Genomic DNA, 15,734 nt, shown 5'->3' with positions numbered 1-15,734 from the left:
ATTATTACATAAAACAACATAAATCGACATGATTTTCGTGGAAATCATTCAATTTCAAGGTCGATTTTGAGTATGTTATCAATCGTTGTTTAGTGTCGTTTCTGCCAATAGTGGAAACAGATTATCAAAGATATGCGTATTGTTATCGAAAACATATCCGCCCTTGTAAGCAGAATCTTGGTCACGGAGCTTTAGCATCTGATCTTCCAATTGCTTGGCCCACTGAACATCATCACCTTTTAGAGCCAGTAAGATGGCTAATCCATATACCCCAGGAGATTCATAGGAGACATCCGGTTCTCTGGTCTGCCGATTGTAACGACCCATTAATTGATGCCGCTTCTCAAATTCACTTTTCAAGAATTGTATCAATGGTGTAGGTTGTTGCCCGGCTTCGGCCATATGGATGCCTACGATTAGCTGATCAATCAAGTTCACAGACTCATCGTAGGTGTATTGCTTGGAATACACATCAAACGATTTGGGGTAAAAGACACCATCATTCGGCATACGAAGAAGCAGATTCTCGTACTGGTCATATTCGTTGCTGGTAATGAGATGGTTAGCTTTCATCTTTTTCAGAGCGGATAGATCCACATAGACCAGACTCAGTGTTTGGGAAGATTCATTTCGTTTAAAATCGTGGAAATCTACAAAATATCCGTTCTGCTTTCCTTCCGTTTGCAAGGTGGATGAAATCTCTTTAGCAAGGTTTAAATATTTCTCATCGTTCCATACAGCATAGGCTTTGAGTAAAGAGTCGATGATCCGGAGATCGTCTCCTAGCGCATTGGTGCTTACCTCAGAATGGCCGGTGGGACGAAGCTTCCATTGAATATATTTTTGAGGGGTTAGGAAATATGTTGTTAATAGCTGGAGGCTTTCGTCAAAGGTTTGTTGATCATGCTGCATAACAGCGTAGTGCATCCAGAGTCCTTGTGACTCCGAAAGTGCTTCTCTACCCGCCACAATATTCGGATCTGTAGTCTGAGCGTCCTGAAGATAGGTGGCTAGTGTGCCATTCGCATTTCTCATATGTTGATTAATGAAATCTGCCGTATTGGATGGCTGTTCCTTACCGTAATGTAGAACAGACCCTATAATACAGATTCCTAAAAAGGTTACTATAATAGTAATTACTGTTTTTGCGTTATTGTGAACCAACTTTTTCATATTTGCACCTCGATTCATTTTGATTGTAATGGATTTTGTGGTGCCTTTCCACCCTGTACTAGGATGCGCTAGTCAGATTGAAACTTGCATCTAACTATGATGTTGTCTGTACGCAAAAAAGCTGCACTTTAATGTCTGCTGGAGACACAAAGTACAGCTTATATGTATGAAAGTTTACCTACAGGGGCGATCCATTCTCAGCTTAAGGCTCAATCTTCCGTAATTTTAGCTTTGGAGCGACTTCATCAATGCGATTCGTCCAGAGGCCGCCGCTGTAGTCATCCGGCAGTCGTTGCAGATCTTCCTCTGAATCGAACCCTTCCGACCATCCGCCATCGCCTGCTACCATAATTACCCGCGTATTAACTTTATCCATCCGATTTAGAAATTTATCAGGCCAGCCCCATAAGAAGGAAGCGTATTTCTCGGGAATATGTAGCTGCGTGTTCTGGCAAACCGAAGGGACATATCCTGTCCACCCAGCTCCTGTGTAGGAGACCAGGCAGCTTTTCAGTGTGGCCTTGGACATGACCCTGATCGAGGGGAGATGCTGTTTTAACGTGCTGATGGGTGCATCATCACCGTATACTGTAAGGCTGGTTAATTGTTCGGCAGGCAGTTGTGATAGATATTCTGCCAGTTGATTGCCTTCATTAGAATCACTGCTCTTAACATGGATAAGGAAAGCATGATCCGGGAAAGTCGCTAGAACTTCTTCTAAAGACGGCATAAGACCGATACCTTTTCCTCGGAACGGATACGTTGCTCCTTGGTCTGCGGTATAGCCATATCCAATGTCTATGTTTTTTAACTCGTCCATGGTATAATCCTTGACCATCCCCTGAACATCAGTTCTGCATTCTAACGTCCAGTCATGAAAAACAGCGAATTGACCATCTTTCGTTAATTTAATATCCAGCTCAACCATATCGGCACCTGAATCAAAAGCGGCTTTCATGGAGGGGATTGTATTCTCCAAATAGGGGTGCTCTGGTTCGTAAATGATGGAGGCTGTACAGGTATCCGCCTGAATGCCGTCCATTGGAAATGTCTGTCCCAGGCCGCGGTGTGCGAGTATTAAAGGTTCTCCCGTGCGTTCTTTTGTGAATAGCGATGTATTATTAATAAACATAAATATGAACAATACAGAAAAAAACAGAATGATTTTCGTTCTTCTTTTTTTATTTTTCACTACCCGATCCCCCGAAATCTGTTTAAAATGAACAGTGTTACTATCTCTCTTATTTGATCATATTCATTTAGAGAGCTTGCTCAATAGCTGGATCATAACAATTACATGATAGTGATCTGATAATATGATAAAGATATAGGAGGGATAACGATGGACAGATCCTCCTTTTTGGTGGTAGAGCGCGGGAACCCTTATGAACGGGGAGATGTGATTCCGCTAAATAATCCTTTGATGACCTTGGGCAGAAAGGGAAAGCAGTGGAATCCAGACATTCCATTTGATAATGTGTTCGTCTCTCGAAAGCACGCTGCTCTAATATATAAAAATGGTCTCTTCTACATTAAGGATTTGAACAGTAAGCATGGAACTTTCGTGAACCAGGAACGGCTTGCCCCGAGTGAAGAAAAGGTTCTAGAGCATTCAGATCTGATCGCTCTAGCCGGCGATTTAATCGTCTTATCGTTCTCTAGCGTCAGTATGGATGAAACGATGGATATTACCCCGCAAATGAAGCAAATGGCGGCCTACAAGCCCTCCGATCGAGTTGAACTGGACCCTTTCAAGCAGGAGTTTGTGTTTGAGGAGGAAGTATACGCCTTCTCCGAAAAAGAATATAAGTGTATTGAGATTCTGATAAACCACAAGAATCAGTTCGTATCCAAGGAACAGATGAAGTGCTGGATCTGGCCTGAACGAAGCTACAGCGAGGGTGATGTGCCCGACGTAAGCGCTGAAGAACTGAATGCTCTAATCTACCGCGTACGGAAGAAGACGCGGCATATTTTATCGATTGAAAGTATCCGTGGTAGAGGATACATACTGCATTCCGAGGATTAATATATTCGTCTGTTAGACCGATAATTTCATAACTAAAAGGACACCTTGAGGCCATGGATGATGGCTGCTCTGGGTGTCCTTTTTGGTGGTGCTAAGTCGCTTGTTTGATCGAATAATTCTTATTCTTTGGTAATCGAGAAAGGAATTTCATCAGACGTGTATTGGCGGTAGCTTGGAGCCAGACCGAGCCGGAAATCAAGCGTCTTTCCTTCCATAATATCTTCATGCTTCACGTACAACTTGGTGTAGTCTTCGCCGTCCAAAGCAACATGCGCTACGAAATTGGACTGCGGGTTGTTGTTGTCTGTATGGATGTTCATTTCTTTACCATTCGGCAGCTCGATGGTTACTGTATCGAATAACGGAATACCCAGCACATATTCGCCGCTGCCTGGACATACTGGATAGAAGCCCATGGAGCTGAATACATACCATCCTGACATACTGCCGTTATCCTCATCACCAGGGAAGCCATCAAAGCCGCTGTTGAACAAGTTCGTCATAATTTGTTTGATTACAACCTGTCCCGAAGCGGGTTGTCCAACATAGTTAAACATGTATGGAATATGGAAGCTTGGTTGGTTGGATATGGCAACTTGACCAAAATCAACAGCTGCCATTTCGCTCATTTCGTGAATTTCAAATCCATATCCTTTAACATCAAAGTCAGGAGCTTTATTGCACAGCTCTGTTAGGTGATTAAAGAAACGATCCTTCGATCCGTAAGCTTGAATGAGGCCTTCGAAATCTTGATATACCGCGAAGCTGTTCTGCCATGCGCTGCCTTCGGCATAATCAAGTCCCCAGCTCGTATCGCTAAAGCCTGGACGGAATTGCCCATCTTTGTCCTTAGCTCGCATAAATCCAGTTTCTGCATCGAAAATATTACGGTAGTTGAGAGCACTTTGTCTGTACTTCTCGGCAATTTCTGTTTTGCCTAATACCTCTGCCACACGGCTGATGCAGTAGTCGCTGTATGCATAATCGAGCGTATGGTTGACGCTTTCGTGATAATCGCTTGGAACATAGCCGTATTTCAGGTAATCGATCGTACCTTGACGACCATAGATGTTCGTCTTGCTCTGTGTTGTTGCGGCTGTCAGCATCGCTTCAAGCAGCTCAGGCAGAAGGGAATCAGCGATTCCTTTTACAGCAGCGTCTGCAATTACAGCGTCGATGAGTGTACCCGGCATCAGACCGCGCTCATCCGGAGACAACCATTTCGGCAAGAAGCCGGTTTCCCGGAATGAATTCAGGAAGCCCTCAAGCATTTCCTTATATTCGTTAGGCGCGATGATAGAGTAGAGCGGGTACACCGTTTTGTATGTATCCCAGAATCCGTTATTGGTGTACAAGATACCCTTCTTCACTTCTTTAGCTGTTGTATCGTAATGAATAGGTTCCATATTCGCATCTAGCTCGTAGAACTTTTGCGGGAATAAGAACATACGGTACAAGCAGGTGTAGAAGGTCTTCAAGTATTCTTCGTTGCGATGTGTGACTTTAATTTTGCTCAAGTAATGATTCCATGCACTTGCTGACTCTTCTTTCATGCTGTCAAAAGAAGCTGTGATTTCCCGTTCATGATTGAGCTCCGCTTGTTCGATGCTGATAAATGAAGTAGACAGTTTGACTTCCAGCGTCCCTTTCTCGCAATCTTTGAAACGAAGAACCAAGTGCTGATTGCTTCCTTCAATCGCATTAGCAGCTGTGAATTTACCTTCAGCATCATAGTAACCAGAAGTGGACGAATCGATTTCTTTGTTGAATGTCATAACTACATAAATGCCAAAGTTCTCATCTTGGCATCCGGAGAAATTGCTGATGAAACCAGAAAGTTTACGACTTGCTGCATCCCACTTAAGCGAGCTTTTTCCTTTTGCATTCAGAACGAATCCTGCCTGATGGATTGAATTATACTTGATACGAAGCGCTGCCCCGTAAGTGGAAGGGACAAGCTCTGTCGTGATGTTGTAGCGCTGCTGCTTTACGCGAACATAATTCGGCTTAAATACAGCCTCTTCGGGGCGATAGGAACTCTGACAAGTGAAGACCGATCCCCTTATCTTGTCATCGGCAATTGGCGTCATAAGGAAGTGGGCGAAATCACCCATCCACGGGCTTGGCTGGTGCGTCAATCGAATCCCTTGAAACACACGATCATTCGGATTGAAGAACCAGCTTCCCTCATCGCTTGTTTGAACAACAAAGTGATTCATACCGAACGGCACTGAAGTATAGGGTAGTGTGTTTCCGTTAGAAAAAGAATGTTTGTTGTTAGAACCTTGTCTGGTGTCGATATAGTGCAACATGATGGAAATCTCCTTTTTAGTTATGAGATGGGTTTTACAATCTCTTGACGGTCTGACGCTCAATGAGTTTAACCGGAACAACTACATTGTCTGTGGAGTGATCACGAGGGTTCTGGATGATCCGGATTAAACTTTCGGCAGCCAGCTGGCCCATTTTTGTGAAATCTTGCGAAATTGTAGTCAGCTTAGGGTCAATAAAGCTCGCGAGTTGGATATTATCAAACCCTACGATCGAGAAGTCATCCGGTATGGAGAGTCCAAGTTCTTTAGCGATTTGAATAATTTCAACTGCAATGAGGTCATTCTCGGCGATGATTCCTGTGATCCCCTGTTCCATGACAGACTGAATGAAGTGGATATAGAAATCTCTTCCGTCGTCCTCTGCATGAGTTAAATAACGTTCGGTCAAGTCATTTACACTGTTATCGATCAGATTATGATCGAAGAGTGCCTTTAAATATCCGAAATATCGTTCACGTATTGAAGAGGAAAATTCGACCTTAAGCGAAGAGAGAAAGGCGATTTTCTTATGGTTGTTCTCGATCAAATGTTTGGTTGCCTGGTAGGCACCGTCAAAGTTATCCGAGACAACGGATGGAAATGGAATGCCCTCAATGTGTTTATCCATCGTCACTACAGGGAAATGAGATAGATGGTACTGATACAAAACGTCGAGATCCGAGATGCTGGTCACCGGATAAAAAATAACTCCCGAATTAGAGCTTTGTAGTGCATTTTGTAACAGTTTACGTTGGCCAACCGTCGTGTTGGACTGGATATTGAGGGTATAATCCGTTCCCGCAAGATATTCATTGATTCCTTTCTCGAAGTCTCTAAGACCGGAATCATGGTGAAATGGGAGGATCAGCAAAATCACTTTGATCGTATTATCCGAAGTCCGATTGTTTGTAATCGTTGAATTTACAAAGCTCCCCTTTCCTTGCACCCGGTAAATTAAGTTGGCGTTCTCGAGTTCAGTCAGTGCTCGCTTGGATGTAATTCGACTTACATTGTATTTCTTAGAAATTTCGGCTTCGGTAGGCAGCTTGTCCCCGATTTTTAGTTCCCCGGATTCAATCTTCGCCTTTAAATCAATAACGATATGTTGATATAACGGAATGTTATCCATATATCCTCCTTCTTGCTAAAATTGATATATCATTTTAAATGAGTTATGTCAAAGTATTATGATGTATCAAGCGATAAAGCAATATTTTTGATGTGTGTAATTAAAGCATCCCCAACATGATAAAAGCCTGAAAAACGTTGATATTCAAGGGTTTCTAGTATGTGTTGATATACCGGAATTTATGAATAACGTGCGTTTCTGTAGGGTGCTTTACTCTGAAGTATCTCTTAGTTTCATACTATATTCATGTATCAAAGATTTCAAGAAATATTCACTTATATATTTTTTGGAATAGAAATGTAAGCGCTAGACAAACTGGTAGATATATCATATAATCAAATTGTTCTTGCAACATGATATATCAAATACTGGGGGTTTGTAGAGTGTTTAAATCAAAAAAAGGCAAAGTTGTTATGTCATTATTGCTTTCATCAGCTCTGCTTGTTACAGCCTGTGGTGGTAAAACTGAGGATTCCCAAGGGTCTGGTGGCTCTACTGATGAGAAAACCACTGAAATTTCACTTTTAAGACCAAGTTGGAACAACTTGCGTCCTGCATCAAAAGATCTATGGATGTGGCAAGAATACGAGAAAATGTCCGGAGTTAAAGTAAATTGGGAAGAACTTTCGGATATTGGAGAGAAGAAGAACGTTATTTTAACGAGAAAAGATTTGCCAGATGCATTTTATCAAGTGGACTGGAGCAATGGCGAGTTGCTCAAGTACGGTCAACAAGGAATGTTCGTACCGCTTGAGGATTTGATTAAAGAGCACGCACCTAACCTGCAAAAGTATTTGGATGAGAATGAAGAAGTGAGAAAAGGATTGACGAGTGCAGACGGTCACATCTATGCACTTCCATATCTAGACCCATATCCAGAAGGTAACCGGACCCTTCGTCTGTATATCAACAAGAAATGGCTAGATAATCTCGGTATGGAAGTTCCTAAGACTACCGCTGAGCTCGAAGAAGCATTGATGGCGTTTGTTACTAAGGATCCTAACGGTAATGGCGTGAACGATGAGCAAGGATGGTATATGCCGAGCGGAAACATTGGATGGACCTTCGAACAGATGTTGATGGGTTCTTACGGTATCGGTAACGGTGGTCGTAAGGCTGTAGGTAACTTCATCTATGTCGATAAAAACGATGAAATTCAGCTGACGATTACGTCCGATGGATATAAAGAGATTTTGAAGTATCAGAACCGTTTGTATAAGAATGGTGCAATCAACAAACAAGCATTCAGTGGTGTCGATTATGACAAGTGGGTTGCTGACGCTGCAAAAGATACCGTTGGTGCTTGGAACTGGGCTGCTCCAGATTACATCGGTGAGAGCGTAAAGAATGACTTTGTTGCGATTAACGTTCTAGCTGGTCCTGAAGGCGACATGGCTTCCCTGACGGATTCCCAGGTAGCAGGTGCATCCAGCCTTGTTATTACAAAGGATGCGAAAGATCCAGGAGCTATTCTGAAGTGGGTTGATTACTTCTATAGTGAAGAAGGAAGTATTTTCGGTTACCTCGGTAAAGAAGGCGTAACCTACAACATGGAAGATGGCAAAATGGTCTATATCGACGAAATCTTGAACTACAAAGATGGTATCGGACTTGGAGCATTCCAATATGTAGATAACGTTTATGGCGGATACTTCCCATATGTTGAACTTTCTCCAGAAGTTAGAGCAGCTGCTGGTAAACAAGAAGTACCAGTTCACGCTGATTTGACAGAAGAAACTTTGCCAAGTGTACTGCTGCCTGACTTGCCAGCAACGACCGAGGAAGCAAACCAATCCTCCTCCATTATTGCTGACGTAGGTAACTATGTTGGACAAATGCGTGTAGAGTTCGTTACAGGCACTAAAGATATCGATAAAGAGTGGGATAACTACATTGCACAGCTGAAGAAAATGGGCGCTGATAAATACCTGGAAATCAAACAGGCGCAATACAAGCGTTATAAAGAGAGCTAAGCCATTTGCTGTTAGGGGAGATTCTTATAGGATCTCCCCGAAATGTTAAGGAGAGGGGAATACTATGGAATCTTCACTACATAAGAAAAGCGTTCTAAAGCCGAAACGCAAGCCCAATATTCGGAAGAATAAATGGTTGTACATCATGATGCTTCTACCACTAGCCTCCTTGATTATATGGAACTATATCCCGATGTACGGGATTATTATTTCATTTAAAGACTACTCTCCTGCGCTCGGAATGATGGACAGTCCGTGGGTGGGATTTGACCATTTTAAAAGGTTTTTTAATGCGTTCTATTTCTGGGACGTTATTATTAACACTTTGCGTATCAGTATTTACAGTCTTGTTGTCGGGGTTCCACTGCCGATTATATTAGCGCTTATGTTTAATGAGCTGCGCAATAAGAAGTATAAATCTCTTGCACAGACGATTTCCTACATTCCAAACTTTATATCGATTGTTATCATTGTCGGAATGCTCATGTTCTTTACGTCTCCAGTTGATGGCGTGATCAACTCGATCATCCAGTATTTTGGAGGAGAGCCAATTGACTTTATCGGTGATCCAGATCTGTTCCCACACGTCTTCGTTTGGTCAGGCATTTGGCAGTCGGTCGGCTGGAGTACGCTGATCTATACCGCTGCCATGTCCGGTATTCCGCAAGACCAATATGAAGCAGCATATCTTGAAGGCGCAAGCCGTTTGCAGTGTATTCGTCATATCACCATTCCGGCGATTATGCCGACTATTGTTATTCTTACGATCTTGGCAACTGGATCTGTGATGTCTGTCGGATTCGAAAAGGTACTATTAATGCAGAATGATGCAAACCTTGCTACATCCGAGGTTTTGTCAACATATACGTATAAAGCTGGTATTTTGAATGCTGAATACAGCTTCTCCGCTGCAGTAGGCTTTTTTAACAACATTATTAACTTTATCGTGTTGTATGTGGTCAATAAATTTTCTCAGAAATTTAGTGAAACAAGCCTGTGGTAAGGAGGAGCAGATATGCAGTTATATCAAACTAGAGAAGACAAAATTTTCAATTGGATTAACATCGTATTGATCGGCATTTTTACACTCGTTATTCTGTATCCGTTATTGTTCGTTGTATTTGCATCACTTAGTGATCCTACAAAAATATTCGATAATCCTGTATTACTCTGGCCACAAGGCTTTACCTTGGAAGGGTATAAACGGGTGTTTGAGAACCCTGATATTTGGATGGGTTTTAAAAATGCTGTAATCTATACCGTCTTAGGGACAGCGATTAACGTGGTCATGACTACGCTCGCGGCCTATCCGTTATCCCGGAGTGATTTTCGGGGACGTAATGTAATCACAATCTTGTTTACGTTCACGATGTTCTTCTCCGGTGGTCTGATTCCTACTTATTTGGTTAACCAGGCCTTAGGCATTGTCAATACCATGTGGGTTATGGTCTTGCCGGGTGCTATCAGTGTGTACAACATGATTATCATGCGTACTTATTTTCAGCAGAACATTCCTAAAGAGCTGGAGGAAAGTGCGTTTATTGATGGCGCTACCGATATGCAGCTTCTAGTCAAGGTGGTATTACCACTTTCCACACCGATTATCGCGGTTATGATGATGTTTTACGGTGTTGGTAGATGGAATGGCTACTTCGATGCGATGATTTATCTGTCGGATCGTGAATTATTCCCGCTGCAGTTGATTTTGAGAGAAATCTTGGTACAGAACCAGATGGGGGATGCGGCGAACCAAGCGATCATGGGCAGTGGTCAAAGTGAGGTCAACATGATTAAGCAGTCCATTAAGTATGCCGTGGTTATTGTATCCAGTCTTCCGGTACTGATCTTCTATCCAATCGTGTCAAAATACTTTGAAAAAGGTATCATGGTTGGTGCTATCAAAGGTTAATCTACATTAAATACCATCGTAATTCATTAAAAACACCAGCTTTTTCCCTGAAGAGGGATAAAGGCTGGTGTTTTTTTGATGGGGTCTCTTTTATTGTATGGGACACCCTGAACAATTGCCCAGGCCTTTGCATAGCATATAGCACAACTTTACGGAGGTTTGGGAAGGGTGTGGTCGCGGTGGGTATTCATTTGACAGCGATTCATTATGTGTATCTAGCGTTCATCGTGTTTATTATGGCGCTGCTTATCCGGCGGCGTGATACGACAATGATATGCGTAGCCGGTATATTCGCGCTTGGACTGTTGGCGACGGAGACGCTGGCTGGATCGGTATCAGGAGTATTTAACTCCTTTATTTATGCAACCAAAGAGCTGATGGGAACGATTATGATTATTTCGATTATTGTTGCCATGAGCCGGGTTCTGATTCGTACGGGGATTAATGAGACGATGGTGGCACCGTTGACGCGCTTTATGCATACGCCTGCCATGGCATTTTGGGGAATAGGGCTTATTATGATGGTGACCTCTTTCTTCTTCTGGCCATCGCCAGCCGTCGCGCTTATCGGCGCTGTGTTATTACCTGTAGCGATTCGTGTGGGGTTGCCTGCACTTGGTGCCGCTATAGCAATGAATTTGTTCGGGCACGGGATAGCATTATCCGGCGATTACATTATCCAAGGCGCGCCGAAATTAACGGCTGATGCAGCCGGCATTCCGGTATCCAGTGTCATGGAGGCGAGTGTACCCCTCGTGATTGTGATGGGCTTGGTGACAACGGTAACCGCATTTTGGTTCATGCGCAGAGATATGAAGAACGGCAAGTGGAAAGACGGACTCATATCAGGAAAAAGCGCAGCGAGTGCTTTGACAGGAGGGGATGGGGAGGAGAGCGAGGCAGTGATAGACCCTCGGGTGAGACAGTGGCTTGCTGTTATTATCCCGCTGTTATTCCTCGCTAATGTAGCTGCGATGTTCTTTCTCAAGCTGCAGGGCGGTGATGCTACCGCGCTTGTCGGCGGAACTGCTGTAATCATTCTGATTGCGGTCACTTTGCTGGCGCATCGGAATCAAGGTCTGGAGAAAGTCACCTCTTATTTGATAGATGGGTTTACGTTTGGATTCAAGGTATTCGGTCCCGTTATTCCGATTGCCGCCTTCTTCTATCTTGGCGATTCGGCATTTACGGATCTGTTCGGTAAAGTGCTGCCGGAAGCTTCACACGGCATTGTTAACGATCTGGGCGTTGCGCTGGCTAGCAGTGTACCACTGAATGGAACAGTTGGTGCCGTCACCTTGACGATTACAGGTGCGATAACGGGGCTCGATGGATCGGGATTCTCCGGTATTTCACTTGTAGGATCGATCGCACAGCTCTTTGCGGTTGCAACGGACTCTGGAGCCGCAACGCTTACCGCTCTCGGTCAAGTAGCGGGAATCTGGGTTGGTGGTGGAACACTCATTCCTTGGGCACTCATTCCAGCTGCGGCAATCTGTGGTGTGAGCCCATTTGAATTGGCTCGGCGCAACCTGAAGCCAGTAGCGATTGGCCTGGCAGTGACGACAGTGGTTGCGATATTCCTATTGTAAATCGTTAGGGGAGAGTATAGGCGACCTGCAAAGGTCGCCTATTGTATGTATTGCATTACCTCAATCAGGATAAGTTCCTGAGATATATCTCTAGGTTTAGGGTAAATCATCTTAGGACTAATGTGTATATTGTCTAAGTCAAAGACATTCGAAATATTCGAAATGAGGAGGAGACGCTATGCAGTGGAAAGGGAGAAGAGCAAGCTCTAATGTCGAGGATCGGAGAGGTCGTAAGGGGCCAGGACTGGTCGGTGGAGGCATTGGCGGTATCGTCATTCTGCTGATTGTAACGCTGCTTGGCGGCAATCCTGCGGATCTGCTGAGCAGTCTCACAGGCTCCGGATCAGATACGGGAGCGCCCTACACAGAGACAGCTGAAGAGAAAGAGCTTTCTCAGTTTGTGTCTGTTGTTCTGGCAGATACCGAAGATGTATGGACTGAGGTTTTCAAGGAGCAAGGAAAAACCTATGAGAAGCCCAAGCTCGTTCTCTATACGGGAAGCGTTCAGTCTGCCTGCGGAACAGCGGGTTCATCGGTGGGTCCATTTTACTGTCCAGGTGACCAGAAGCTGTATATTGACCTGAGTTTCTATGACGAGTTGCGTCAAGAGTTTCAGGCGCCAGGTGATTTCGCCATGGCTTATGTGATCGCTCACGAAGTGGGGCATCATGTGCAGACGCTACTAGGGACATCGGACAAGCTGGCGAAGTATCGGAAGAGCTTAAGTGAACAGGAATATAATAAATATCAGGTGCGATTCGAGCTCCAGGCTGATTATCTGGCAGGTGTGTGGGCACATCATGCGCAGGGGATGAATTTGCTTGAGGAAGGTGACCTGGAGGAAGCCTTAACAGCTGCAAGTGCTGTAGGGGATGATACGATACAGAAGAAGGCAAGAGGTTATGTCGTTCCAGAGAGCTTTACACATGGCACGTCAGAGCAGCGGAAGCGTTGGTTCTACCAAGGTTTTGAGAATGGGACGCTGAATGGTGGAGATACATTTAATGCGAAGGATTTATAACATCATGTAAAAAGATGGCCCCTATAGGGGCCATCTTGGTCTGTCGGGAAAGTATCGGCGGCAATGTATTAGTTTCAATACGATATTGCATGATTGCCAAATAAGAAAGCTGCCAATTTTAAAGGGAAGAACGATGCTTATTTGCTCTTGCTCCATTCTTCGTTGGCCTGTTTCTCGATTTCCTGACCTCCCTGCTGATAATACTTCTGTACAAACTCGTCGTATTTATCAATGCTCCATGTTCCAGTTACAATCTTGACGAAATACTCCAGCCACAGCTTGTTTTCAAGATCTGGATAATCGAGCTGCGCAGGCACGGTCTTCCATAACTCGTTCTTGATCAGATCCTTGGAGGCTGTATCCAGCGCGGCACGAACATTCTCGTTGGTCCAGCGGCGGTCAACGACTTGCACGAAACGAACTGGATTTGAGAATCCTTTCTGGTAAAGCTCTGAATACGTTGACGTTTGAACGATTAGATTTTTCTCTTTGTCATAAGTGTAATCCACGTTTTCTTCTCCGTAGGTGAGTAGATTCACGCCACCATTCTCATCGTCGCTAACCGACCAATCCAGCAACTGAATTAGCTTTTCAGGTTGTTCGGCTTTCGCACTAATTGATTTTAGGGCGCCGCCCGCATAAGGGTTCACCTCTGGGTATCCCAGTTTACCGCCAGGACCTTTTGGAGGTGTGATCATCGTAAGCTTTGCCGTAGGCGTGGCCTTCACAAGCGCTTCAGGTAGTGTAGCTCCCTTCGGATCGACGGAAAATGCGTCATATTCGAATGCACCTACCTTTGAATTGGTGACACGGGTTTCAAACTGTTTCGTTTCCATCACTGGAAACTCTGGATCAATCAAACCTTCTTTGTACCACTGCTGAAGTACAGCAAGCGCATCCTTTGTTTCCGGCAGAGTAAAACCTTTTACGATTTTCCCGTCCCTCTCCATCCAGAAGGTTGGACTTACGCCGAACGCTCCAAAGACGACGTTAAATTGCGAGGTCTTGCTGCCGCCTAATCCGTAAGTATCCTTTTTCCCATTTTGATCCGGATCGTTATTCACGAAGGCACTAAGGACGTCATGCAATTCATCTAGCGTCGTTGGTTGATTCAAGCCTGCATGCTCCAGCCAATCTTGTCTCATCAAGAGGCCGTTTGTGTTCGGTGAATTGAAAGACTCTTCTCTGACGCCGCTCGGGATAGCATAGATTTTCCCATCAAATGTTACGCCTTCCCAGCGTTCTTTCGGGATCACTTTCATGAGATGCGGTGCGTCCTTTAATAGATCGTCAAGCGGCATAAGAAGCCCCTGATCGATAAACTGGGTGAGCGTAGTTGTATCCACCCCGAAGAAATCAGGCAATTCGCCTGAAGAAGCCAGCAAATTCAGCTTGGTCGTATACTCCGACCCCATCAGCGTGACCTTATAGTCAATATTCTGAAGGCCAGCCTTCTCCAGTCCCTGTATAATTTTCTCTTTAGCTTCGCCGCCGTTTTCAGGGTACTCAGGAATCCCCAAACTGAAGAACATATCATATGTGATCTTTTTATCTGTTTTAGATCCGTTATCCTTCGTTGGAGCCTCTACTCCCTGACTACTGCCGCAGCCTGCGATCAGGATCATGCTAGCCAGGCATAACGTCGACCAGCGTTTATTCCATATTTTCATTAAGCTTCTCCCCCTTAAATGGTCCAATCAAGTAACATACGATTTTAGATTTTAAGATTTAACAGCACCAAGCGTTGTACCTTTAATGAAGTATTTTTGCAAGAAAGGATAGGTGCACATAATTGGGATAATGGAGACGACGATCGCGGCAGCGATAACCGATTCCGTCGCAGAGTCTGTCATTTGCCCTGTTTCTGCAACGAGCTGTTGTCCAGCAATGATTTCTCTCAGAAGAAGCGGAAGGGTATATTGTGATTTGTCATTCAAGTAAATCAGCGCCTGCATGAAGTTATTCCATAGACCAACACATTCCCACAGCGCGATGGTGGCGAGAACCGGCTTACAAAGCGGAAGAATGATTTGAAAAAATATACGCAGCGGCCCAGCCCCGTCAATCGTCGCCGATTCTTCCACTTCAGCCGGAATGCCCCGCATAAAGCTCTGCATGACGATGACGTTAAAGGCCGAGATCATGCCAGGTATAATCAGAGCCCACAACGAGTTGATCATGCCTAGATTTTTAACGAGTAGATACGTCGGGATCATGCCTCCGCCAAATAGCATCGTGAAAATGATGAGAAATGTAATAATTTTGACGCCTGGCAAGCTGCTTCGGTTTAACGGATATGCCGTCATTGCCGTCAACAGAACATGCAGGAAGGTTCCTGCCACAGCTACAATGATGCTGTTCCGGTAAGCCAGCCATATGAAATTGGATTTAAATACACTTTCATAAGCTCCGAACGTAAATTCCCTCGGTCCGAGAAATAGTCCGCCCTTTAATACTCCAGCTGAGGAGCTGAATGAGATGGATATTTCGTGCCATAAGGGATAGAACGTGATTAAGCAAAATAGGATCAGAAAAAGCGCGTTGCCCCAGTCAAATAAACGGCTGCCCATTGTTTTATTTCTCATAGTCCTCCATC

12 protein-coding genes are annotated in these 15,734 nt (G+C 44.3%); 6 read left to right on the top strand and 6 right to left on the bottom strand.

Annotated elements, in window-relative coordinates; all coding sequences use genetic code 11:
• Positions 1-78: 78 nt before the first annotated feature.
• A complete protein-coding gene (locus ACFQV5_RS07760; RefSeq protein ID WP_379245323.1) occupies positions 79-1,173 on the bottom strand; it encodes a glycosyl hydrolase family 8 in 1,095 nt (364 codons plus the stop codon).
• Between the two features lie 202 nt (positions 1,174-1,375).
• The gene (locus tag ACFQV5_RS07755) at positions 1,376-2,365 is read right to left on the bottom strand and encodes a glycerophosphodiester phosphodiesterase family protein (RefSeq protein WP_379245321.1); all 990 of its coding nucleotides are present in this window, start codon (positions 2,363-2,365) and stop codon (positions 1,376-1,378) included.
• A 150-nt stretch (positions 2,366-2,515) separates the two neighbouring features.
• Here ACFQV5_RS07755 and ACFQV5_RS07750 point away from each other — a divergent pair, with 150 nt between their 5' ends.
• Entirely contained in the window at positions 2,516-3,202 is a 687-nt protein-coding gene (locus tag ACFQV5_RS07750) for an FHA domain-containing protein (protein WP_379245319.1), read from the top strand.
• A gap of 119 nt (positions 3,203-3,321) precedes the next feature.
• Here ACFQV5_RS07750 and ACFQV5_RS07745 read toward each other — a convergent pair whose 3' ends face one another.
• Together ACFQV5_RS07745 and ACFQV5_RS07740 are read right to left on the bottom strand one after the other, a co-directional pair.
• Positions 3,322-5,514 carry a GH92 family glycosyl hydrolase gene (locus tag ACFQV5_RS07745; protein WP_379245317.1) on the bottom strand — a complete coding sequence of 731 codons (2,193 nt, stop codon included), beginning with the start codon at positions 5,512-5,514 and terminating at the stop codon, positions 3,322-3,324.
• Positions 5,515-5,548: 34 nt separating this feature from the next.
• Positions 5,549-6,643, bottom strand: a complete 1,095-nt coding sequence (locus ACFQV5_RS07740; protein ID WP_379245315.1) for a GntR family transcriptional regulator — start codon at positions 6,641-6,643, stop codon at positions 5,549-5,551.
• A gap of 383 nt (positions 6,644-7,026) precedes the next feature.
• Here ACFQV5_RS07740 and ACFQV5_RS07735 point away from each other — a divergent pair, with 383 nt between their 5' ends.
• From ACFQV5_RS07735 to ypfJ, 5 genes are all read left to right on the top strand, one after another.
• On the top strand, positions 7,027-8,616 hold the full coding sequence (locus ACFQV5_RS07735) for an extracellular solute-binding protein (RefSeq protein WP_379245313.1): 1,590 nt from the start codon (positions 7,027-7,029) through the stop codon (positions 8,614-8,616).
• A 64-nt stretch (positions 8,617-8,680) separates the two neighbouring features.
• Entirely contained in the window at positions 8,681-9,619 is a 939-nt protein-coding gene (locus tag ACFQV5_RS07730; protein ID WP_379245311.1) for an ABC transporter permease, read from the top strand.
• A gap of 12 nt (positions 9,620-9,631) precedes the next feature.
• Entirely contained in the window at positions 9,632-10,525 is an 894-nt protein-coding gene (locus tag ACFQV5_RS07725; RefSeq protein WP_379245309.1) for a carbohydrate ABC transporter permease, read from the top strand.
• A gap of 179 nt (positions 10,526-10,704) precedes the next feature.
• The gene (locus ACFQV5_RS07720; RefSeq protein ID WP_379245307.1) at positions 10,705-12,117 is read left to right on the top strand and encodes a hypothetical protein; all 1,413 of its coding nucleotides are present in this window, start codon (positions 10,705-10,707) and stop codon (positions 12,115-12,117) included.
• Between the two features lie 178 nt (positions 12,118-12,295).
• Positions 12,296-13,138 (top strand): KPN_02809 family neutral zinc metallopeptidase, encoded by an 843-nt coding sequence (gene ypfJ / locus ACFQV5_RS07715; protein ID WP_379245305.1) that lies wholly within the window; start codon positions 12,296-12,298, stop codon positions 13,136-13,138.
• A 137-nt stretch (positions 13,139-13,275) separates the two neighbouring features.
• On the opposite strand, the gene ACFQV5_RS07710 is transcribed toward ypfJ, so the two are convergent.
• The gene (locus ACFQV5_RS07710) at positions 13,276-14,808 is read right to left on the bottom strand and encodes an extracellular solute-binding protein (RefSeq protein ID WP_379245303.1); all 1,533 of its coding nucleotides are present in this window, start codon (positions 14,806-14,808) and stop codon (positions 13,276-13,278) included.
• Positions 14,809-14,859: 51 nt separating this feature from the next.
• Complete coding sequence (locus ACFQV5_RS07705; protein ID WP_379245301.1) at positions 14,860-15,723, bottom strand: carbohydrate ABC transporter permease; 864 nt, start codon at positions 15,721-15,723, stop codon at positions 14,860-14,862.
• Positions 15,724-15,734: the final 11 nt, after the last annotated feature.

Source organism: Paenibacillus sp. GCM10028914, from assembly GCF_042666275.1.
Lineage (GTDB): Bacteria > Bacillota > Bacilli > Paenibacillales > Paenibacillaceae > Paenibacillus_AQ.
This window is presented reverse-complemented; position numbering and strand designations above follow the sequence as displayed.